Source organism: Ramlibacter pallidus (assembly GCF_015070875.1).
In the GTDB taxonomy this organism is placed as follows: domain Bacteria; phylum Pseudomonadota; class Gammaproteobacteria; order Burkholderiales; family Burkholderiaceae_C; genus Ramlibacter; species Ramlibacter pallidus.
The window spans coordinates 188,696-208,450 of record NZ_JADDIV010000001.1 but is presented as its reverse complement, the minus strand read 5'-3'; the positions used below and the strand labels follow the sequence as shown (position 1 = coordinate 208,450).

At 69.3% G+C, this 19,755-nt stretch carries 17 protein-coding genes; all 17 read left to right on the top strand.

What is annotated here, in order from left to right; translation table 11 throughout:
* Positions 1-4 precede the first annotated feature (4 nt).
* Complete coding sequence (locus tag IM787_RS01020; RefSeq protein WP_193674772.1) at positions 5-1,921, top strand: STAS domain-containing protein; 1,917 nt, start codon at positions 5-7, stop codon at positions 1,919-1,921.
* 52 nt (positions 1,922-1,973) lie between these two features.
* On the top strand, positions 1,974-2,525 hold the full coding sequence (gene hslV / locus IM787_RS01015) for an ATP-dependent protease subunit HslV (RefSeq protein WP_193674771.1): 552 nt from the start codon (positions 1,974-1,976) through the stop codon (positions 2,523-2,525).
* Positions 2,522-3,838 (top strand): ATP-dependent protease ATPase subunit HslU, encoded by a 1,317-nt coding sequence (gene hslU, locus IM787_RS01010; protein ID WP_193674770.1) that lies wholly within the window; start codon positions 2,522-2,524, stop codon positions 3,836-3,838. Before hslV ends, hslU begins: the two co-directional genes overlap by 4 nt.
* 234 nt (positions 3,839-4,072) lie before the next feature.
* The gene (gene mraZ, locus IM787_RS01005) at positions 4,073-4,501 is read left to right on the top strand and encodes a division/cell wall cluster transcriptional repressor MraZ (protein ID WP_193674769.1); all 429 of its coding nucleotides are present in this window, start codon (positions 4,073-4,075) and stop codon (positions 4,499-4,501) included.
* A 9-nt stretch (positions 4,502-4,510) separates the two neighbouring features.
* On the top strand, positions 4,511-5,422 hold the full coding sequence (gene rsmH, locus IM787_RS01000; RefSeq protein WP_193674768.1) for a 16S rRNA (cytosine(1402)-N(4))-methyltransferase RsmH: 912 nt from the start codon (positions 4,511-4,513) through the stop codon (positions 5,420-5,422).
* Positions 5,419-5,709 (top strand): cell division protein FtsL, encoded by a 291-nt coding sequence (gene ftsL / locus IM787_RS00995; RefSeq protein WP_193674767.1) that lies wholly within the window; start codon positions 5,419-5,421, stop codon positions 5,707-5,709. Before rsmH ends, ftsL begins: the two co-directional genes overlap by 4 nt.
* The gene (locus tag IM787_RS00990) at positions 5,706-7,445 is read left to right on the top strand and encodes a peptidoglycan D,D-transpeptidase FtsI family protein (protein WP_193674766.1); all 1,740 of its coding nucleotides are present in this window, start codon (positions 5,706-5,708) and stop codon (positions 7,443-7,445) included. Before ftsL ends, IM787_RS00990 begins: the two co-directional genes overlap by 4 nt.
* Complete coding sequence (locus IM787_RS00985) at positions 7,445-8,920, top strand: UDP-N-acetylmuramoyl-L-alanyl-D-glutamate--2,6-diaminopimelate ligase (protein WP_193674765.1); 1,476 nt, start codon at positions 7,445-7,447, stop codon at positions 8,918-8,920. The genes IM787_RS00990 and IM787_RS00985 overlap by 1 nt, the downstream gene beginning before the upstream one ends.
* A complete protein-coding gene (locus tag IM787_RS00980; protein ID WP_193674764.1) occupies positions 8,917-10,305 on the top strand; it encodes a UDP-N-acetylmuramoyl-tripeptide--D-alanyl-D-alanine ligase in 1,389 nt (462 codons plus the stop codon). Before IM787_RS00985 ends, IM787_RS00980 begins: the two co-directional genes overlap by 4 nt.
* A complete protein-coding gene (gene mraY / locus IM787_RS00975; protein ID WP_193674763.1) occupies positions 10,295-11,473 on the top strand; it encodes a phospho-N-acetylmuramoyl-pentapeptide-transferase in 1,179 nt (392 codons plus the stop codon). The genes IM787_RS00980 and mraY overlap by 11 nt, the downstream gene beginning before the upstream one ends.
* Positions 11,473-12,987: a UDP-N-acetylmuramoyl-L-alanine--D-glutamate ligase gene (gene murD / locus IM787_RS00970; protein WP_193674762.1), complete on the top strand. Its 1,515-nt coding sequence runs from the start codon at positions 11,473-11,475 to the stop codon at positions 12,985-12,987. The genes mraY and murD overlap by 1 nt, the downstream gene beginning before the upstream one ends.
* A 26-nt stretch (positions 12,988-13,013) precedes the next feature.
* Entirely contained in the window at positions 13,014-14,192 is a 1,179-nt protein-coding gene (gene ftsW / locus IM787_RS00965; protein ID WP_227494070.1) for a putative lipid II flippase FtsW, read from the top strand.
* Entirely contained in the window at positions 14,189-15,247 is a 1,059-nt protein-coding gene (gene murG, locus IM787_RS00960; protein WP_193674760.1) for an undecaprenyldiphospho-muramoylpentapeptide beta-N-acetylglucosaminyltransferase, read from the top strand. The genes ftsW and murG overlap by 4 nt, the downstream gene beginning before the upstream one ends.
* Positions 15,244-16,656 carry a UDP-N-acetylmuramate--L-alanine ligase gene (gene murC, locus IM787_RS00955; protein ID WP_193674759.1) on the top strand — a complete coding sequence of 471 codons (1,413 nt, stop codon included), beginning with the start codon at positions 15,244-15,246 and terminating at the stop codon, positions 16,654-16,656. Before murG ends, murC begins: the two co-directional genes overlap by 4 nt.
* Complete coding sequence (locus IM787_RS00950) at positions 16,653-17,630, top strand: D-alanine--D-alanine ligase (RefSeq protein ID WP_193674758.1); 978 nt, start codon at positions 16,653-16,655, stop codon at positions 17,628-17,630. The genes murC and IM787_RS00950 overlap by 4 nt, the downstream gene beginning before the upstream one ends.
* Positions 17,627-18,415 carry a cell division protein FtsQ/DivIB gene (locus tag IM787_RS00945; RefSeq protein WP_193674757.1) on the top strand — a complete coding sequence of 263 codons (789 nt, stop codon included), beginning with the start codon at positions 17,627-17,629 and terminating at the stop codon, positions 18,413-18,415. Before IM787_RS00950 ends, IM787_RS00945 begins: the two co-directional genes overlap by 4 nt.
* Positions 18,416-18,429: 14 nt before the next feature.
* Positions 18,430-19,659, top strand: coding sequence for a cell division protein FtsA (ftsA, locus tag IM787_RS00940; RefSeq protein WP_193674756.1), 1,230 nt, complete (start codon positions 18,430-18,432; stop codon positions 19,657-19,659).
* Positions 19,660-19,755 lie beyond the last annotated feature (96 nt).

The following is a 19,755-nucleotide window of genomic DNA, read 5'->3' as shown; positions in this document are numbered from 1 at the left end:
CCCCATGGCCACGAAAGACGATTCCGCCCCCGCCGGCCTGCTGTCCCGCGTGGTGCGGTTCGTCAAGAGCCCCACGTCGAACTGGTCGGAAAGCGGCAGCGGCGAAGGCGACCGCGAAAGCTCGTACTCCAAGCAGATGCTCAAGGAGATGATCGAGCGCAAGCGGCGCAACGACTTCGTGCGCAAGCGCGAGTTCGACATGCTGCGCAAGATGCGGCGCAGCGAGGTCCTCGCCGGACAGGACCCGGGCCTGCGCCCCTCGTTCTTCCAGAGTTCCATGCCGTCCAAGCCGGACGACCGCGCCACCACGCTGAAGAAGATCGACGAGATCGAGGCGCAGATGTCGATGCAGTGGTGGAAGACCAAGCACGGCGGCAATTCGCAGCACACCGGCGCCAGCGGCTTCCCGATGTCGGCGCACGTCCCGCCCGAAGGCGCGCGGGCCGGCGGCGCTGCCGGCACGGGCAGCGCGTACTCGCGGACGTCCCCGCAGGAACTGCAGGGGGGCACGCCCACCGGCGCCGCGCCGCTGCGGCAGAACGCATCGTCGGACGCCACCACGCAGGCCCTCGGCCTGGTGCCGCAACGGCAGCAGCCGCCGGCTCCCGCGCCGGTGCAGGCGGCTCCTGCCGCCGCGCCTGCCGCGCCCGCCACGCCCCCTGCGCGTCCCTTCGCCCCCGCGGCGGGTGCGCTCGGAGCGCAGGCCGCCGCGTCCGCACCGGCCGCCGCGGCGCGCCAGGAAGCCGCTGCCGGGTCGCCCAGCCTGCCCAGCAGCACGTTCTCGCAGTCCAAGCAGTTCGCGATCCACGTCGAGGAATTCGCGCACGACCCCGAGCTCGAGGAAGCGTCCATCCTGTTCGCCAACGGCGACGACGACGGCGCCGAGGCGGGCCTGATGGAAGTGCTGGGCCCGCAGGGTTCGCGCGTGAACCACGACGAGACCTGGCTGACGCTGTTCGACCTGTACCGCGCCACGGGGCGGCACGAGCGTTTCGAATCGGCGGCCATCGACTTCGCCGGCCGCTTCGGCCGCTCCGCGCCGCAGTGGTTCTCGATGCCCGAGATCGTCGGCAGCATGAGCCAGCCCGCGACGCCGGCACCGGCGGGACAGCCGCTGGCCGACTGGACGTGCCCCGCGGTGTTCGGCACCCAGACGCTCGCCGCGCTGAACGCCGCGTTGGTCCGGGCGACGCCGCCGTACAAGCTGAACTGGGCCAAGCTCACGTCGATCGTCGAATCGGCGGTGGAGCCGCTGGCCAAGCTCTTCACCCAGTGGGCCGGGCAGAACGTGCAGCTGCGCTTCATCGGCGCCGAACAGCTGGAGAAGGTGCTGCGCGACCAGACGCCCTCCAGCGACCGCGGCGTGAACCCGGCCTGGTGGAAGCTGCGCATGGAAGTGCTGCGCGTGATGCACCGCCCGGACGAATTCGAACTGGTGGCCCTCGACTACTGCGTGACGTACGAGGTGTCGCCGCCTTCGTGGGACAGCGCGCGCTGCGACTACAAGTCGCTGCAGGCCGACGGCAGCGTGGCCAGCCGCAACACGATCATCGGCGAGGCCTTCCGCGACTCCGTGATGTCGAGCGTCATGACTTACGGCGGCGACTCGCAGCTGCCCGGCATGAGCTCGCAGCTCTCCAGCGTGGCGACCGTCGAACTGTCGGGGCAGATCCTCGGCGACGGCAAGGAGGCGATCGAGCTGCTCGATGCCAAGCTGGGCGACACCGACATCATGATCATCTCCTGCGCCCGCCTGATCCGCATCGACTTCACGGCGGCGGGCACGGTGCTGAACTGGGTCACCGCGCGCGAGGCCGAAGGCCGCCAGGTGCAGTTCTCCGACGTGCACCGGCTGGTGGCGGCGTTCTTCAACGTCATCGGCATCAGCGAGCACGCGCGGATCACCATCCGCAACGAGTAGAGTTCCGCTCCCGCCTTGCATTTCGCGAGGCGCACCCCAAGGTGCGGAGCCTATGGAACAGTTTCACGGCACGACCATCGTCAGCGTGCGGCGGCAGGGCGCCGACGGCCGCTGGCAGGTGGCGATCGGCGGCGACGGCCAGGTCACCCTCGGCAACATCGTCGTCAAGGGCACCGCCCGCAAGGTCCGCAAGCTCTACCACGACAAGGTGCTGGCCGGTTTCGCCGGCGCCACCGCGGACGCCTTCACGCTCTTCGAACGCTTCGAGGGTAAGCTCGAAAAGCACCAGGGCCACCTGGTGCGGGCGGCCATCGAACTCACCAAGGACTGGCGCACCGACCGCGTGCTGCGCCGGCTGGAGGCGATGCTCGCCGTCGCCGACCGCGAATCCTCCCTCATCATCACCGGCAACGGGGACGTGCTCGAGCCGGAGCAGGGGATCGTCGCGATCGGTTCGGGCGGCGGCTATGCGCAGGCGGCGGCCAAGGCGCTCCTGGACAACACGGAGATCGGCGCGCGCGACATCGTCAAGAAGTCGCTGGAGATCGCCGGGTCCCTCTGCATCTACACGAACATGAACCACACGATCGAGGTGCTCGAATGAGCTCCATGACGCCCCAGGAGATCGTGTCGGAACTCGATCGCCACATCGTCGGCCAGAAGGACGCCAAGCGCGCCGTGGCGATCGCGCTGCGCAACCGCTGGCGCCGCCAGCAGGTCGACGAGAAGCTGCGCCACGAGATCACGCCCAAGAACATCCTCATGATCGGGCCGACCGGTGTCGGCAAGACCGAGATCGCGCGGCGGCTGGCCAAGCTGGCGGACGCGCCCTTCATCAAGGTGGAAGCCACCAAGTTCACCGAGGTGGGCTACGTCGGCAAGGACGTCGACGCGATCATCCGCGACCTGGCCGAACTGGCCGTGAAGCAGACGCGCGTGGCCGAGATGCGCAAGGTGCGGGCCCGCGCGGAAGACGCCGCGGAGGACCGCATCCTCGACGTGTTGATCCCGGTCGCCCGCGGCGACGAACCCGCCGGCGAGAGCACGGCGCGGCAGGTGTTCCGCAAGAAGCTGCGGCAGGGCGAGCTGGACGACAAGGACATCGAGATCGACGTCGCCGACGCCAAGCCGCAGGTCGAGATCATGAGCCCGCCCGGCATGGAGGAAATGACCGAGCAGCTGCGCGGCATGTTCAGCCAGCTCGGGGGCGTGCGCCGCAAGACCCGCAAGCTGAAGATCGCCGAGGCGATGAAGCTGCTGGTGGAGGAGGAGGCTGCCGGCATGGTGAACGAGGACGAGATCAAGGCTGCCGCCATCGCCAACGCGGAGCAGAACGGCATCGTCTTCATCGACGAGATCGACAAGGTGGCCTCGCGCAGCGACGCCTCCGGCGCCGACGTGTCGCGCCAGGGCGTGCAGCGCGACCTGCTGCCGCTGGTGGAGGGCACGACCGTCACCACCAAGTACGGGCCGGTGAAGACGGACCACATCCTCTTCATCGCCAGCGGGGCCTTCCACCTGTCCAAGCCCAGCGACCTGATCCCGGAGCTGCAGGGCCGCTTCCCGATCCGCGTGGAGCTGTCCTCGCTGTCGGTGGAAGACTTCGAAGCGATCCTCACGACCACGCATGCCTCGCTGGTGAAGCAGTACCAGGCGCTGCTCGCCACCGAGAACGTGCAGCTGAGCTTCACGCCCGAGGGCATCACCCGGCTGGCGCAGATCGCCTTCGACGTGAACGAGCGCACCGAGAACATCGGGGCGCGGCGCCTGTCCACCGTGATGGAGAGGCTGCTGGACGACGTGAGCTTCGAGGCCACGCGGCTGGAGGGCCAGGCGGTCACCGTCGACGCCGCGTACGTCGATGTGCGTCTGAAGGAACTCAGCAGGAATGAGGACCTTTCGCGCTACATCCTGTGATCCGGCTCAGGCGTTACATGCAGAGCATTGGCTAAGTGCTTGCTTTTGAAGGGAAATCGGAGGCCTCGTGCCTCCGATTTCGCTTCTAAGTGCTTGATTTCATTGCCAAAAATTACCAGGGGTGGATTGCGCCTCAGCGATTTCCTGCTACAGTGCAAAAAAGTGCAATGAAGTGGAGGAGAGTGGGATATCTCTCCTCCTTCTGCGCTTCCACCGTAGTGAGGGCTGACAAAGGTGTTCCAGGGCGCGTCGTCGCTGAGTCTCGATGCCAAGGGGCGGCTCTCCATGCCGACCCGGCACCGTGACGTCCTGGCCGCCGCTGCCGCCAACCAGTTGACCATCACGAAGCACCCGCACGGGTGCCTCATGATTTTTCCCCGTCCCGAGTGGGAAAAGTTTCGTGAACGCATCGCGCAGCTCCCCATGGCCGCGCAGTGGTGGAAGAGAATCTTCCTGGGCAACGCCATGGACGTGGAGCTGGACGGAACCGGCCGCGTGCTGGTGTCGCCCGAGCTGCGCGCCGCGGCCGGCATCGAGAAGGACACGATGCTGCTGGGCATGGGCAACCACTTCGAACTTTGGGACAAGGCGACCTACGAGGCCAAGGAGGCCGAGGCCATGCGAGGCGACATGCCCGAAGCCTTCCAGGACTTCTCATTCTGAAAGCGGGCGGTGGACGGCACATGGCAACACACCACCGTCTTGTTGAACGAAGCGGTCGTTGCCCTCGTCACCAAGCCGGAAGGAACCTATGTCGATGCGACGTTCGGGCGCGGCGGTCACTCGCGCCTCATCCTTTCCCGGCTCGCGCCGCAGGGCCGGCTGGTCGCGTTCGACAAGGACCCGGACGCCGTGGCCGAGGCGAACACGATCGAGGACATCCGTTTTTCCATCCGGCACCAGGGCTTCGCGGCGCTGGGCGAGCTGGAGGGCGGCAGCATCTCCGGCGTCCTGATGGACCTGGGCGTGAGCTCGCCGCAGATCGACAACGCGGCGCGGGGCTTCTCGTTCCGCAACGACGGCCCCCTCGACATGCGCATGGACCCCACGCGCGGCGAGAGCGCGGCGCAGTGGCTGGCCACGGCCTCGATCGAGCAGATGACGGAGGTGTTCCGTGACTATGGCGAAGAACGGTTTGCTTTTCAGGTTGCAAAGGCGATTGCAGCTCGCCGACAGGAACGGGGCCCTCTTGCAACCACCGCCGAACTGGCCCAGCTCGTGGCTGGCGCGGTCAAAACCCGCGAGCCGGGCCAGGACCCTGCAACGCGCACATTTCAGGCTCTTCGGATTTTCATCAACGCCGAGCTTGAAGAGCTGCAAGAGGCGCTAGAAGCGAGCCTGCACGTGCTGCATCCCGAAGGCCGCCTGGTCGTGATCAGCTTCCATTCGCTGGAAGACCGGATCGTGAAGCAGTTCATCGCGAAGCATTCGCGCGATGAGGTGGACCGCCGCGCGCCGTTCGCCCCCCCGAAACCGATGAAGCTCAAGGCGATCGAGCGGGTCAAGCCGACGGCGCAGGAGATCGCGGCGAACCCGCGTTCGCGCAGCGCGGTGATGCGGGTGGCCGAGAGGACTTCGGCATGACGCGGATCAACCTGCTGCTGCTGCTCGCGCTGATGGCGAGCTCCCTGTACCTCGTGCGCGTGCAGTACGACTCGCGCCGGCTGTACGCCGAGATCGAGCGGGCGCAGAACGAATTCCGCAAGCTCGAGATCGAGCACGAGCGGCTGCAGGTGGAAAAGCGCGCGCAGGCGACGCCCGCGCGGGTGGAGAAGCTCGCGCGCGAGCAGTTGCAGATGCGCCCGGCCACGCCGGCGATCACGCAGTACGTCACGCTCAAGGGCGTGGCCCACGAGGTGGTGGCGCCATGAGGTCGGGCAAGGCCGTCGCGTACACCTCCAGCCCGCTGCTGGCCAGCCGCACGCCCGTGTGGCGCAGCAAGCTGATCGTGGCCGGCATCGCGCTGGCCTTCGTCGGCCTGGCGGGCCGCGCCGCGTGGGTGCAGGTGTTCGGCAACGAGTTCTACCGCAAGCAGGGCGAGGTGCGCTTCGCCCGCACGCTGGACCTGCCGGCCAACCGCGGGCGCATCTTCGACCGCAACGGCCTGCTGCTGGCCACGAGCGTCCCGGTGCCCAGCATCTGGGCGATCCCGGAGGACGTCGAGCACGACAAGACCAAGCTGGCGCACCTCGCCAAGCTGCTGGAGATGCCGCTGCCCGAGCTGATGAAGAAGCTGGAAGAGGACGAGCGCAGCTTCGTCTGGCTCAAGCGCCAGGTCGACGAGGCGACGGCGCGGCAGATCGCGTCCCTCGACATCAAGGGCATCTACCAGCGCAAGGAATACCGCCGCCAGTACCCGGAGGGCGAGGCGGCCGCGCACGTGGTGGGCTTCACCAGCGTGGAGGACCACGGCCAGGAGGGCGTGGAGCTCGCCTTCAACAAGGACCTCGCCGGCCGTCCCGGCTCGCGCCGCGTCATCAAGGACCGCATGGGGCGCATCGTGGAAGACGTGGGCGAGCAGGTGCCGCCCTCGGACGGTCGCGACCTGCAGCTGTCGATCGACAGCAAGGTGCAGTTCTTCGCGTACCAGAAGCTGCGCGATGCGGTGCTGGAGAACAAGGCCAAGGCCGGCAGCGTCGTCGTGCTGGACGTGCACACCGGTGAAGTGCTGGCGCTGGCCAACTACCCGAGCTACTCGCCGAACAAGCGGCAGAACCTCACGGGTGCGCAGCTGCGCAACCGGGCACTCACCGACACCTTCGAGCCCGGCTCGACGATGAAGCCCTTCATCGCCGCGCTGGCGCTGGAGAAGGGCATGGTCAAGCCGGGCACCCCGATCCAGACGGCGCCGGGCCGCATCACCATCGGGGGCTCGACGATCACCGACGCGCACCCGCACGGCGTGCTCACGGTGGCGGAGGTGATCCAGAAATCCAGCAACGTCGGCACGGTCAAGATGGCCATGCAGATGCAGCCGCGCGAGATGTGGGACCTGTACACGCAGGTCGGCCTCGGGCAGAAGCCGCAGCTGCCCTTCCCGGGCATCGTCAGCGGCAAGCTGCGCGCGCCCAAGACCTGGCGGCCGATCGAGCAGGCCACCATGAGCTACGGCTACGGCCTGTCCACCAGCCTGTTCCAGCTGGCGCGCGCCTACAGCGTGTTCGCGCGCGACGGCGAGCTGGTGCCGGTGACGCTGCTCAAGGCAGAGGGCGCCGCCGCCGGCATGCGGGTGCTGCAGCCTCAGACCGCGCAGGCGGTGCGCCAGATGCTGCACTTGGCCACGCAGAACGGCGGCACCGCCCCGAAGGCGCAGGCGATGGGCTACTCGGTGGGCGGAAAGACCGGCACCGCGCACAAGCAGGAAGGCAAGGGCTACGCCGAGCGCAAGTACCGCGGCTTCTTCGTCGGCGTCGCGCCGGTGGAGAACCCGCGCATCGTCGTGGCCGTGATGATCGACGAGCCGACGGCCGGCAAGTACTACGGCGGCGACGTCGCGGCCCCCGTGTTCAGTGCGACCGTGCAGCAGACGCTGCGCATGCTGGGCGTGCAGCCGGACATGAACGTCAAGCCGCAGATCGTGGTGCAGGCCGTGGAGGAGTCGTTCTGATGCGGGTGTTGCGCACGCCTTCCGAAGCCGCCGGCTGGCTGCGCGAGCGCGGCGTGGCCGAAGTGCATTGCGACAGCCGCAAGGTGGGCGCGGGGGATGGCTTCATCGCCTGGCCGGGCGCGGCGACCGACGGCCGCAAGTTCGTCCCCGCGGCCTTGCAGCAGGGCGCGAAGGCCTGCCTGGTGGAGAACGCAGGCAGCGAAGGGTACGGCTTCGACAGCGATGCCGTCGCCGCCTACGAAGGCCTGAAGGCCGCCACCGGGCCGATCGGCGCGCTGTTCTACGGCGAGCCCTCGCACGAGCTCGACGTCCTGGCCGTGACCGGCACCAACGGCAAGACCTCCACCGCGTGGTGGCTGGCCCAGGCGCTGACCAACCTGCAGCCGAGGTCGATCCCCTGCGGGATCGTCGGCACGCTGGGCATCGGCCGGCCGCCGCACGTCGAAGCGACCGGGTTGACGACCCCCGACCCCGTGCTGATGCAGCGGCACTTCCGCCGCTTCCTCTCGGAGGGTGCGAAGGCCTGCGCCATCGAGGCCTCCTCCATCGGCATCGAAGAGCGCCGCATGGACGGCACGCGCATCCGCGTCGCGGGATTCACCAATTTCACGCAGGACCACCTGGATTACCACGGCAGCATGGAGGCCTACTGGGCTGCCAAGGAAGCGCTGTTCTCGTGGCCGGGCCTGCAGGCCGCGGTCGTCAACCTGGACGACGAGAAGGGTGGGCTGCTGGAGCAGAAGCTGCAAGGCCGGCTGGAGATCTGGACCTACTCCTGCGGCCGCCCGGCCCGCCTGCAGGCGCAGGACATCGGCTATGCCGACGGCGGGCTGCGCTTCGTGGTGGCCGAGGCGGGCGAGCGCCATGTGCTGCAGACGCAGTTGATCGGGCAGTACAACGTCTCCAACCTGCTGGGCGTGGTCGGCATGATGCGGGCGCTCGGCGTGCCGCTGGCCGACGCCGTGCGTGCCTGCACGGGCCTGCTCCCGGTGCCGGGCCGCATGGAGCGCCTGAACGAAGCCGGCAAGCCGCTGGTGGCGGTGGACTATGCCCACACGCCGGACGCGCTGGAGAAGGGCCTGCAGGCGCTTCGCCCGCTGGCGCAGCAGCGCGGCGGGCAGCTGTGGTGCGTGTTCGGCTGCGGGGGCGACCGCGACCCCACCAAGCGCCCGCTGATGGCGGCGGTCGCCGAGAAGAACGCCGACCGCGTGGTCGTCACCAGTGACAACCCCCGCAGCGAAAAGCCGGAGGCGATCATCAGCCAGGTGCTGCTGGGGCTGTCGCACCGCGACAGCGTCGAAGTGCAGGTGGACCGCGCGCGTGCGATCGCGGAAACCGTGCGCGATGCCGCCGCCGGCGACGTGATCCTGGTCGCCGGCAAGGGCCATGAGGACTACCAGGAGGTCGCGGGCGTGAAGCACCCGTTCTCCGACCAGGCGCACGCGCAGGCGGCGCTGCAGGCGAGGGCCGCATGAGCGACAGCATGTTCGAGCTGCAACGGGCGGCGGCCGCCGTCGGCGGGAAGCTCGTGGGCGACGGCGCCGTGCGGGTGCAGCGCGTGCACACCGACACCCGCACGCTGCAGCCGGGCGACCTGTTCGTCGCGCTCAAGGGCGACAAATTCGACGCCAACGATTTCATCGCGCAGGCGCGCGACCAGGGCGCGGTCGCCGCGATCGCGCAACCCGGCCGGCTGCCCGCGGGGTTCCCCGGCATCGAGGTGGACGACGGCAAGCAGGCGCTGGGGCAACTGGCCCGCTGGTGGCGCCGGCAGCACACGCTGCCGCTGATCGCGGTCACGGGCAGCAACGGCAAGACCACCGTGACGCAGATGATCGCGTCCATCCTGCGCGCCTGGCAGCCGGATGCGCACCTGGCGACGCAGGGCAACCTGAACAACGACATCGGGCTGCCGCTCACGCTGCTGCGCCTGCGCGCGGCGCACCGCATCGGTGTCATCGAGCTGGGCATGAACCACCCGGGAGAGATCGGCTACCTGGCGCACATCGCCGAGCCGACCGTGGCCGTGGTGAACAACGCGCAACGCGAGCACCAGGAATTCATGGCGACCATCGAGGCCGTGGCGCAGGAGAACGGCAGCGTGTACGCCGCGCTGCCGGCCGACGGTTGCGCGGTGTTCCCCGCCGGCGACGCCTTTACGGCGCTCTGGACGGGCCTGGCCGGCGGGCGCCGGTGCATCACTTTCGGCGACACGAACGCCGATCTTTTTCTGGCCGGGTCTGAATGGCAAGAGGGACATTGGCAGGTACGGGCGCAAACGCCCGCCGGGCCGATGGCGTTCCGACTCCATATCGCCGGCCGCCACAACGTGCGCAACGCGCTGGCCGCCGCCGCCTGCGCGCTGGCCGCCGGCGTGCCGCTGCAAGCGGTGGCCCGCGGGCTCGAGGCCTTCGAGCCGGTCAAGGGCCGCTCGCGCGCGCTGGGCGTGAAGCTTGGTGCACGCACGCTGACCCTGGTGGACGACACCTACAACGCCAACCCCGACTCCGCGCGCGCCGCGATCGACGTCCTCGCCGAGCTGCCGGCCCCGCGCCTGCTGGTGCTGGGCGACATGGGTGAAGTGGGCGACCAGGGCCCCGCGTTCCATGCGGAGGTCGGCGACTACGCCCGCGAGCGCGGCATCGAGCTGCTGTTCACGCTGGGCGACATGGCCGTCGACATGAAAGGCCGCCATTTCACCGACATCGCCGCGCTCAACGCCGCGGTGCTCCAGGCGCTCGGCCAGGTCCAGAGCGTCCTGGTCAAGGGATCCCGCTTCATGAAGATGGAACGCGTGGTGGAGGCGATCACCGCCCGCGCACAAGAAGAACAGTCAAAGGAGAAGCCGGATGCTCGTTAGCCTGTCCGCCTGGTTGCAGACCCTCGGGCCGGAGTTCGGCTGGCTGCGCGTGGTGCAGTACCTGACCTTCCGCGCCGTGATGGCCGCCATGACGGCGCTGCTGATCGGCATCATCATGGGCCCCTGGGTGATCCGCCGGCTGACGGCGCTGAAGATCGGCCAGCCGGTGCGCGGCTATGCCATGGAGACCCACCTGAAGAAGAGCGGCACGCCCACCATGGGCGGCGTGCTGATCCTGCTGTCGATCGCGGTCTCGACCATCCTCTGGTTCGACTGGACCAACCGCTTCGTCTGGGTCGTGATGGTGGTCACGCTGGGCTTCGGCGCGATCGGCTGGGTGGACGACTGGCGCAAGGTGGTCAACAAGGACCCGGAAGGGATGCGCTCGCGCGAGAAGTACTTCTGGCAGTCGCTGATCGGCCTGGCGGCGGCGCTGTACCTCGCCTTCAGCGTGTCCGAGACCACCAACCTGCGCGTGCTCGGCCTGTTCTACGACTGGGTGCGCTCCGGCTTCGACATGACGCTGCCGCCCAAGGCGGGCCTGCTGGTCCCCTTCGTCAAGGAGATCAACTACCCGCTGGGCGTGTTCGGCTTCGTGATCCTGACCTACCTGGTCATCGTCGGCAGCAGCAACGCCGTCAACCTCACCGACGGCCTCGACGGGCTGGCGATCATGCCGGTGGTGATGGTCGGCTCCGCGCTGGGCGTGTTCGCCTACGTGACCGGCAACGCGTTCTATTCGAAGTACCTGCTGCTGCCCTACATCCCCGGTTCCGGCGAGCTGCTGATCTTCTGCGCCGCGGTGGCGGGCGCCGGACTGGCCTTCCTGTGGTTCAACGCCCACCCCGCGCAGGTGTTCATGGGCGACGTCGGCGCGCTGGCGCTGGGCGGCGCCCTCGGCACCATCGCCGTCATCGTGCGCCAGGAGATCGTGCTGGCCATCATGGGCGGCATCTTCGTGGTCGAGGCGCTGTCCGTGATGGCGCAGGTGGTGTACTTCAAGTACACCAAGCGCCGCTACGGCGAAGGCCGGCGCATCCTGCTGATGGCGCCGCTGCACCACCACTTCGAGAAGACCGGCTGGAAGGAGACGCAGGTCGTGGTCCGCTTCTGGATCATCACGATGCTGCTGTGCCTGGTCGGCCTTTCCACCCTGAAGCTGCGGTGATGGAACAGCTGCGCGACCAGTCCGTCCTCGTCCTCGGCTGCGGTGCCTCGGGGCTCGCCATGGCGCGCTGGTGCGCGCAGCACGGCGCCCGGGTGACGGTCGCCGACACGCGCGAGGCGCCGCCGCAGCTGCCGCAACTGCGCGAGCAGGTGCCGGACGCGCGCTTCGTGCACGGCGCGTTCGAGGCGGGCCTGGTCGAAGGCCAGCAGCTGGTGCTGCGCAGCCCGGGCCTGACGCCGGCGCAGGTCGCCCCCGTCGAGGATGCGGCACGCGCGCAAGGCATCCCGGTGCGCGGCGAGCTGGGCCTGTTCGCCGATGCCCTGGAGGCCATGCGGCAGGCGGACGGCTACCACCCCGCGGTGCTGGCCGTGACCGGCACCAACGGCAAGACCACCGTCACCGCGCTCACCGGCCAGCTGGTGGAGCGCAGCGACAAGACGGTGGCCGTGGCCGGCAACATCGGCCCGACGCTGCTGGAGACGCTGGCGTCCAAGCGCGAGGCGAACGCGCTGCCGCAGGTGTGGGTGCTGGAGCTCTCCAGCTTCCAGCTCGACGGGATCACCGGCTTCCACCCGACGGCCGCCACCGTGCTGAACATCAGCCAGGACCACCTGGACTGGCACGGCACCATGGAAGCCTATGCCGGCGCCAAGGCGCGCATCTTCGGCGACACGGGCGTGATGGTGCTCAATCGCGAAGACCCGGCCGTGATGAAGATGCTGCCGGAACCGGTGCGCCTGAAGGGCGGCAAGTACGAGCAGCGCGCCCACGTCACCTTCGGCGGCGACCTGCCCAGGCGCCCCGGCGACTACGGCCTGGAGGTCGTGCACGGCATGGCCTGGCTGGTGCGCGCCCACGACGCCGACGAAACCGAGAAGAGGCGCAAGGACGAGGAAGAGGAAATCCACCTCCAGCGCCTGATGCCCGCCGACGCGCTGCGCATCCGCGGCCGCCACAACGCGATCAACGCGCTGGCCGCCCTCGCGCTGGCGACCTCCGCCGGCTGCCAGCTGGCGCCGATGCTGTACGGCCTGCGCGAATACCGCGGCGAACCGCACCGCGTCGAGCCGGTCGCGATCGTCAACGACGTCGAGTACTTCGACGACAGCAAGGGCACCAACGTGGGTGCGACCGTTGCCGCGCTGCAGGGGCTCGGTGCCGAGCGCAAGCTGGTCGTGATCCTCGGCGGCGACGGCAAGGGCCAGGACTTCGCGCCGCTCGCCGCTCCCGTGGCGCGCTTCGCCCGCGCCGCGGTGCTGATCGGCCGCGACGGTCCGCGGATCCGCGAGGTGCTGGAGTCGACGGGCGTGCCGCTGCTGGAGGCGGCGACGATGGAAGAGGCCGTGCGTGCGGCGACCCAGCGCGCCCACGCCGGCGACGCCGTGCTGATGTCGCCCGCGTGCGCCAGCTTCGACATGTTCCGCAACTATCCGCACCGCGCCGAGGTGTTCCGTGCGGCGGTGCAGGCCGTGGCCGACGAGGCCGGCGCGATGGTGCAAGGAGGGGAAGCGTGAGCCTCGCCGCCACGTTCCGCGCCTGGCTGCCGGGGCCGGCAGCCGACCGCCGCACGACGGCGCCGGCACGCGTGCACGCCTTCGACCCGGCGCTGCTCTGGGTCACCGTGGCGCTGCTCGCCTGGGGCCTGGTGATGGTGTACTCCGCGTCCATCGCGCTGCCGGACAACCCGAAGTTCCAGCGCTACGCCCACACGTTCTTCCTCAGCCGGCACGCGATGTTCCTCGCGTTTTCCTTCGTGGCGGGCCTGCTGGCCTTCCAGGTGAAGGTGGAAACCTGGGAACGCGTCGCGCCCTGGCTGTTCGTGGCCGCGCTGCTGCTGCTCGTGCTGGTGCTGATCCCCGGCATCGGCAAGGGCGTCAACGGGGCGCGCCGCTGGATCGTGCTGGGGCCGCTCTCCTTCCAGCCCTCGGAGCTCGCGAAGTTCGCGGTGCTGCTCTATGCCGCCGACTACATGGTGCGCAAGATGGACGTGAAGGAACGCTTCTTCCGCGCCGTCCTGCCCATGGCCGCCGCCGTGGCGATCGTCGGCATGCTGCTGCTGGCCGAACCGGACATGGGCGCGTTCATGGTCATCGCCGTGATCGCCATGGGCATCCTGTTCCTGGGCGGCGTCAACGCGCGCATGTTCTTCCTCATCGCCGCGGTGATGCTGGTGGCGTTCACGCTCATGATCGCGCTGTCCGACTGGCGGCGGGACCGGATCTTCGCGTACCTGGACCCCTGGAGCGAGAAGCATGCGCTCGGCCGCGGCTACCAGCTGTCGCATTCGCTGATCGCCATCGGCCGCGGCGAGATCTTCGGCGTCGGCCTGGGCGGCAGCGTCGAGAAGCTGCACTGGCTGCCCGAGGCGCACACCGACTTCCTGCTGGCCGTGATCGGCGAGGAGTTCGGGCTCGTCGGCGTGGTCACGCTGATCGCGCTGTTCCTCTGGATGACGCGCCGCATCATGCACATCGGCCGCCAGGCGATCGCGCTCGACCGCGTGTTCGCCGGGCTCGTCGCGCAGGGCGTCGGCATCTGGATCGGCTTCCAGGCCTTCATCAACATGGGCGTGAACCTGGGTGCGCTGCCCACGAAGGGGCTGACGCTGCCGCTGATGTCGTACGGCGGTTCCGCGGTGCTGATGAACGTCGTCGCCATCGCGGTGGTGCTGCGCATCGACCACGAGAACCGGACGCTGATGCGGGGAGGCCGCGCATGAAGACGGCTCTCGTGATGGCCGGCGGCACGGGCGGCCACATCTTCCCCGGCCTGGCCGTGGCGGAGGCGTTGCGTGCCCGCGGCTGGCGCGTGCACTGGCTCGGCGCGCCGAACAGCATGGAAGCGCAGCTCGTGCCGCCCCGCGGCATCCCGCTCGAGACCGTGGCCTTCGGCGGCGTGCGCGGCAAGGGGCCGCTCACCCTGGCCTTGCTGCCGCTCAAGCTGCTGCGCGCTTTCTGGCAAAGCCTGCAGGTCGTGCGGCGCGTGCGGCCCGACGTCGTGGTCGGCCTGGGCGGCTACATCACCTTCCCCGGCGGGATGATGGGCGTGCTGCTCGGCAAGCCCCTCGTGCTGCACGAGCAGAACTCCGTCGCCGGCATGGCCAACAAGGTGCTCGCCGGCGTCGCCGACCGCGTCTACAGCGCTTTCCCGCAGGTCATCGCCAAGGGCGAGTGGGTGGGCAACCCGCTGCGCGAAGGCTTCCTGCGCCAGCCGGCGCCGGAGGAGCGCTTCGCCGGCCGCAGCGGGCCGCTGAAGGTGCTGGTGGTGGGCGGCAGCCTGGGCGCCAAGGCGCTCAACGACGTCGTGCCGAAGGCGCTGGCGCTGATCCCGGCCGCGGAACGTCCGTACGTGCTGCACCAGAGCGGCGCCAGGCAGATCGACGAACTGCGCGCCAACTACGCCGCGGCCGGCGTGCAGGCGGAATTGACGCCCTTCATCGACGACACGGCAGAGGCCTTCGCCGAAGCCGACCTCGTGATCTGCCGTGCCGGCGCGAGCACCGTCACCGAGCTGGCCGCCGTCGGCGCACCGGCCGTGTTCGTTCCGTTCCCGCACGCGGTGGACGACCACCAGACGACCAACGCCAAGTTCCTGGTCGACGCCGGCGCGGGCTGGCTCGTGCCGCAAGGCGAACTCACCCCCGAATCGCTGGCCGCCCTGCTGCGCAGGCTCGATCGCACCGAGCTGCTGCGCAAGGCGGAAGCGGCCAAGAAGATGGAACAAACCCAGGCGACCGAGCGGATGGTCGCCGCCTGCGAGGCCCTCGCAAAATGAAACACGCCATCAAACACATCCACTTCGTGGGCATCGGCGGCGCCGGCATGTCCGGCATCGCCGAAGTGCTGCGCAACCTCGGCTACCTGATTTCCGGATCCGACATCGCGGCCAGCGCCACCACGCGCCGCCTGCAGGACCTGGGCATCCAGACCTTCATCGGTCACGCCGCCGCCAACGTGATCGGCGCCGACGCGGTCGTCACGTCCACGGCGGTGCAGCAGGACAACCCCGAGGTGGTCGCGGCCCGCAAGCGCAAGATCCCGATCGTGCCCCGCGCTGTCATGCTCGCCGAGCTGATGCGCCTGAAGCAGGGCATCGCCATCGCCGGCACGCACGGCAAGACGACCACCACCAGCCTGGTGGCAAGCGTGCTGGCCGAGGGCGGGCTCGACCCCACCTTCGTGATCGGCGGCCGCCTGAACAGCGCCGGCGCCAACGCGAAACTGGGGTCGGGCGACTACATCGTGGTGGAGGCGGACGAGTCCGACGCGTCCTTCCTGAACCTGCTCCCGGTGATGGCGGTGGTGACGAACATCGACGCCGATCACATGGACACCTACGGCCATGACTTCAACAACCTGAAGAAGGCCTTCGTCGAGTTCCTGCACCGCATGCCGTTCTACGGGACAGCGATCCTGTGCGTGGACGACGAGGCGGTGCGCTCCATCGTCCCCGAGGTGCAGTGCCCGGTGACGACCTACGGCTTCAGCGAGGACGCACAGGTCCGCGCCGTGGACGTCCGGGCGGTCGGGCCGCAGATGCACTTCACCGTGCGCCGCCGCAACGGCGTGACCCTGCCGGACATGCACGTGACCCTGAACGCGGTGGGCATGCACAACGTGCTGAACGCGCTGTCCGCCATCGCCATCGCGGTGGAACTGAACATCCCGGACGACGCCGTCGTGAAGGCGCTGGGCGAGTTCCGCGGCGTGGGCCGGCGTTTCCAGAGCTACGGTGAAGTCGCGGTGCCGGTGGCGCAGGGCGGCGGCAGGTTCACCGTCATCGAGGACTATGGCCACCACCCGGTGGAGATGAAGGCCACGCTCGCGGCCGCGCGCGGCGCCTTCCCGGACCGCCGCATCGTGCTGGCCTTCCAGCCGCACCGCTACACCCGCACGCGCGACTGCTTCGAGGACTTCGTCAAGGTCCTGGGCAGCGCCGACGTCGTGCTGCTGGCCGAGGTGTACTCGGCGGGCGAGGAACCGATCGTGGCCGCCGACGGCCGTTCGCTGGCGCGCGCGGTGCGCGTGTCCGGCAAGGTCGAACCCCTGTTCGTCGGCGAGATCGAGGCGATGCCCCAGGCCGTGCTGGACACGGTGAAGGACGGCGACGTGGTGATGTGCATGGGCGCCGGCTCCATCGGCGGCGTGCCGGCGAAGCTGGTGGAACTGGGAGGCGCGCAATGAATGCTCCCGACGTGAAGGCGCTCGGCAAGGTCGCCGTGCTCATGGGCGGCAAGTCGGCGGAACGCGAGGTGTCGCTGATGTCCGGGGCGGGCGTGCTGAAGGCGCTGCAGTCCAGGGGCGTGGACGCGCATGCCTTCGATCCGGCCGAACGCGAACTGGTGGAGCTCAAGCGCAAGGGTTTCCAGCGCTGCTTCATCGCGCTGCATGGCCGCTTCGGCGAAGACGGCACCGTGCAGGGGGCGCTGGAGCTGCTCGGCATCCCGTACACGGGCTCCGGCGTCATGGCCTCGGCCATCTCCATCGACAAGGTGATGACCAAGCGCGTCTGGATGGCCGAAGGCATCCCGACGCCGCAGTACAGGCTGCTGCGCCGCGGCGCTTACCAGCGCGAGGAAGTGGCGAAGCTGCCCGATGAACTCGGCCTGCCGCTGATCGTGAAACCGGCGCGCGAGGGTTCCTCTATCGGCGTGGCCAAGGTGCAGTCGGCCTCCGACATCCAGGCCGCGGTCGACGCCGCCGCTGCGCTCGACGCCGACGTGCTCTGCGAACAGTTCGTCTCCGGCGACGAGGTGACCTGCCCGATCCTCGGCACGGGCGCCGACGCCCGCGCGCTGCCGGTGATCCGCATCGTCGCGCCCGAAGGCAACTACGACTACCAGAACAAGTACTTCACCGACGACACCAAGTACCTGGTGCCCTGCGGCCTGCCCGAAGGCGAGGAAGCGGCGATCCAGGAACTGGTGGTCAAGGCCTACCGCGTGCTGGGTTGCCGGGGCTGGGGCCGCATCGACGTGATGATCGACGGCAAGACGCGCAAGCCTTCGCTGCTGGAGATCAACACCTCGCCCGGCATGACGGGGCACTCGCTGGTGCCGATGTCGGCGCGCGCCTCGGGCATCAGCTACGAGGACCTGTGCCTGCAGCTGCTGCTGTCCGCGGCGCTGGACCACGAACCGGGAACCGCCAAGGCATGAAACAGAAGGCGCTGCCCCTGCCGCTGGATGTGAGGCTGATGAACACCACTGCCACGGTGCTGTTCGTCGCCTTCGCCTTGCTGCTGGCGGCGGCGCTGGGCTGGTGGGCGCTGCGGCATCCGGTCTTCGCGATCGGCGGCATCGTGGTGCAGGGCGACGTCGCGCACAACAGCGTCGCCACCTTGCGCGCGAACGTCGCGCCGCGCCTCTCCGGCAACTTCTTCACCGTCGACCTCCAGCAGGCGCAGGCTGCCTTCGAGGCCGTGCCCTGGGTGCGCCGCGCCGTCGTGCGCCGGCAGTTCCCGAACAAGCTGCGCGTGCAGCTGCAGGAGCACCAGGCCGAAGCGCTGTGGGGAGCGGACTCCGAGTCGCGCCTGGTGAACGTGCAGGGCGAGGTGTTCGACGCCAACCCGGGCGACGTGGAGGACGAGGCCATGCCGCGCCTGGTCGGACCCGACGGCAGTTCGCCGATCGTGCTGGGCATGTACCGGTCGCTGCGGCCGATGCTGGAGCGTCTGGAGCTGGGCATCGAGGAACTGGTGCTGACCGGGCGGGGCGGCTGGACGCTGCACCTGGACAGCGGCGCCACGGTGGAACTGGGGCGCGGCACGACGGACGAAGTGCTCGCGCGCAGCCAGCGCTTCGCGCAGACGCTCACGCAGGTGACGTCGAAGTACGGCCGGCGTCCGGAGGCGCTGGTCGCCGCGGACCTGCGGCACGCGGACGGGTATGCGGTCAGGCTGAGGGGAGTCGGCACCACGGACGTGCCGGCCCAGAGGAACTGAGGAAAGCGAAGAGGATGGCCAAGGACTACAAGGATCTCGTCGTCGGACTCGACATCGGCACCGCGAAGGTGATGGTGGTCGTGGCCGAGGTCATGCCGGGCGGCGAGCTCAAGCTCGCGGGCCTGGGCGTGGCGCCGTCCAGCGGGCTGAAGCGGGGCGTGGTCGTGAACATCGACGCGACGGTGCAGAGCATCCAGCAGGCGCTGAAAGAAGCCGAGCTGATGGCCGACTGCAAGATCACCCGCGTCTACACCGGCATCACCGGCAGCCACATCCGCGGGATCAACTCCAGCGGCATGGTGGCCGTGAAGGACCGCGAGGTGACGCCGGCCGACGTGGCCCGCGTGGTCGAGACCGCCCGCGCCATCAACATCTCCACCGACCAGCGCCTGCTGCTGGTGGAGCCGCAGGAGTTCGTGATCGACGGCCAGGACGTGAAGGAGCCGATCGGCATGAGCGGCATCCGGCTGGAAGCCAAGGTGCACATCGTGACCGGCGCCCAGAGCGCGGCCGAGAACATCATCAAGTGCGTGCGCCGCTGCGGGCTGGAAGTGGAGCAGCTGCTGCTGAACCCGCTCGCCTCCAGCCAGGCGGTGCTTTCCCACGACGAGAAGGAGCTCGGCGTGGCGCTGGTGGACATCGGCGCCGGCACCACCGACGTGGCGATCTTCACCGGCGGCGCGATCCGCCACACGGCGGTCATCCCGATCGCCGGCGACCTGATCACCAGCGACATCGCGATGGCGCTGCGCACCCCGACCAAGGACGCCGAGGACATCAAGGTGGAGTCCGGCTGGGCCAAGCAGCTGCTGGCCGACCCGGAGACCCAGGTGGAAGTGCCCGGCCTCGGCGACCGTGGCCCGCGCATGCTGTCGCGACAGGCGCTGGCCGGCGTGATCGAACCCCGGGTCGAGGAGATCTTCTCGCTGGTGCAGCAGGTCGTGCGCGAGTCCGGCTTCGAGGAGGTGCTGTCCTCCGGCATCGTCATCACCGGCGGCAGCGCCGTGATGCCGGGCATGGTCGAACTGGGCGAGGACATCTTCCTCAAGCCGGTGCGCCGCGGCATCCCGCGCTACCACGGCGCCCTCGCCGACATGATCGCGCAGCCCCGCGCCGCCACGGTCATGGGCCTGCTGGAGGAAGCTCGGCTGGCGCGCTTGCGCGGCCAGAAGGTCGCGCTGCAAAGCGGGTCGGTCAAGACCGCCTTCGGCCGCATCAAGGATTTCATCGTGGGGAATTTTTGACCACCCCCGAAGCGACCTGCGGTCGCCTCCCCCTCAAGGGGGCGCCACCAGCGGCCCGGCAAAGCCGGTTCCGCGGTGGCCCCCCGCGCGCCTCGC

Excerpts from the sequence above, each read along its gene's own strand:
- IM787_RS01020 (WP_193674772.1), top strand. The coding sequence starts at position 5 with ATGGCCACGAAAGACGATTCCGCCCCCGCCGGCCTGCTGTCCCGCGTG.
- IM787_RS00985 (WP_193674765.1), top strand. The coding sequence starts at position 7,445 with ATGCGGGTGTTGCGCACGCCTTCCGAAGCCGCCGGCTGGCTGCGCGAG.
- murD (WP_193674762.1), top strand. The coding sequence starts at position 11,473 with ATGGAACAGCTGCGCGACCAGTCCGTCCTCGTCCTCGGCTGCGGTGCC.
- murC (WP_193674759.1), top strand. The coding sequence starts at position 15,244 with ATGAAACACGCCATCAAACACATCCACTTCGTGGGCATCGGCGGCGCC.
- IM787_RS00990 (WP_193674766.1), top strand. The coding sequence starts at position 5,706 with ATGAGGTCGGGCAAGGCCGTCGCGTACACCTCCAGCCCGCTGCTGGCC.
- hslV (WP_193674771.1), top strand. The coding sequence starts at position 1,974 with ATGGAACAGTTTCACGGCACGACCATCGTCAGCGTGCGGCGGCAGGGC.
- IM787_RS00945 (WP_193674757.1), top strand. The coding sequence starts at position 17,627 with ATGAAACAGAAGGCGCTGCCCCTGCCGCTGGATGTGAGGCTGATGAAC.
- ftsA (WP_193674756.1), top strand. The coding sequence starts at position 18,430 with ATGGCCAAGGACTACAAGGATCTCGTCGTCGGACTCGACATCGGCACC.
- murG (WP_193674760.1), top strand. The coding sequence starts at position 14,189 with ATGAAGACGGCTCTCGTGATGGCCGGCGGCACGGGCGGCCACATCTTC.
- mraY (WP_193674763.1), top strand. The coding sequence starts at position 10,295 with ATGCTCGTTAGCCTGTCCGCCTGGTTGCAGACCCTCGGGCCGGAGTTC.
- IM787_RS00980 (WP_193674764.1), top strand. The coding sequence starts at position 8,917 with ATGAGCGACAGCATGTTCGAGCTGCAACGGGCGGCGGCCGCCGTCGGC.
- IM787_RS00950 (WP_193674758.1), top strand. The coding sequence starts at position 16,653 with ATGAATGCTCCCGACGTGAAGGCGCTCGGCAAGGTCGCCGTGCTCATG.
- hslU (WP_193674770.1), top strand. The coding sequence starts at position 2,522 with ATGAGCTCCATGACGCCCCAGGAGATCGTGTCGGAACTCGATCGCCAC.
- ftsL (WP_193674767.1), top strand. The coding sequence starts at position 5,419 with ATGACGCGGATCAACCTGCTGCTGCTGCTCGCGCTGATGGCGAGCTCC.